This window comes from Desulfovibrio sp. 1214_IL3152 (genome assembly GCF_036763055.1).
Lineage (GTDB): Bacteria > Desulfobacterota > Desulfovibrionia > Desulfovibrionales > Desulfovibrionaceae > Desulfovibrio.
The window spans coordinates 1-1,329 of the sequence record NZ_JBAIYW010000379.1 but is presented as its reverse complement, the minus strand read 5'-3'; the positions used below and the strand labels follow the sequence as shown (position 1 = coordinate 1,329).

General features: G+C 57.9%; 1 protein-coding gene. It reads left to right on the top strand.

Annotated features, from left to right (window positions below; translation table 11 throughout):
- Positions 1–283: 283 nt before the first annotated feature.
- Entirely contained in the window at positions 284–1,237 is a 954-nt protein-coding gene (locus tag V6C07_RS08230) for a chemotaxis protein (protein ID WP_333535903.1), read from the top strand.
- Positions 1,238–1,329 lie beyond the last annotated feature (92 nt).

The following is a 1,329-nucleotide window of genomic DNA, read 5'->3' as shown; positions in this document are numbered from 1 at the left end:
GCGGCCCCGGCCCGCCCGGCAGCGGCATGCGACCTGTACCGGAGCATTGGGGCCTTCGCCCGCAAGAACAATCCGGCCTCCGGCAGATGCACGGCCATAAAAGATTCCGGCAGCAAGCAAAAAAACAGTGAAAAACCACGCTGTCGCCCTGCTGCCGCTCTAAGAGAAAAAGCATTTCGGCCGATAATGACAACAGCGGTCCCGCGCCCCGGAGCCGGATATTGCTTCACGTCAGCACACAAGCCCTGCCGCGCGCCATGCGCAGGCAGACAGGATGGTAGCCATGTCGCAAAACAGCATGCTCAACGTCAACAACAATGAACTTGAAATCATTGAATTTCTTATAGACGAAAAGCAGCCGGACGGCAGCGCCTACAGCGGGTACTATGGCATCAACGTCGCCAAGGTGCTGGAAATCATCCGCCTGCCCAACATCACCAGCGTACCCAGCAAGTGCGATCCTTCGGTGCTCGGCACATTCAACCTGCGGGGCAAGGTGCTGCCCATTCTCAACCTTGCCACATGGCTCGGCAAGGAGATGGCGACCGAAGACAATGCCAAGGTCATTGTCACCGAGTTCAGCGGCGTGCAGGCAGCCTTTCTGGTTTCAGCAGTAACGAGCATCCACCGCATGACCTGGGATCGCATTGAGCCGCCCAACCAGTACGTACAGAACTACTCGCGCGACAGTATTACCGGCGTACTGCGCATTCAGGATCGTGTGCTCTTTATCCTGGATATGGAAAAAATCCTCGCCAGTCTGGACAGCACCCTTGATATGTCACAGATCAAGGTGGACACCACGCCCGTGGAAGGCGCAGGCCAGTTTCACCTGCTTGTGGCTGACGACTCCAACTCGTTGCGTCACATCATCAAGTCTTCGCTGCAAAAATCCGGTTTTCGCGTTACGGCCGTGGCCAGCGGACGCGAAGCCTGGGAATATCTGCAAAAAACACACAGCGAGGCCCAGTCCCAGAGCAAGGAACTTACCGACATGGTGCATCTGGTCATTTCGGACATTGAAATGCCCGAAATGGACGGACACATGCTCACGGCCAAAATACGCGATACTCCCGGACTGAGCACCCTGCCGGTGATCCTCTTTTCCTCCCTTATCACAGATGCCCTGTACGCCAAGGGGGTCAAGGTCGGGGCCGACAAGCAGGTGTCCAAGCCGGACCTGCCCGGCCTGAGCAAGATCATACGCGAGCTTATTGCCGAAAAGCTGCACAAATAACGCCCGTGCGCCGGGATAGCGGACGGCGGGCTGCCGGACGCACCAGCGGAACACCAGACCACCAGACCGGGCCAAGCGCAGGCTATCTGGCG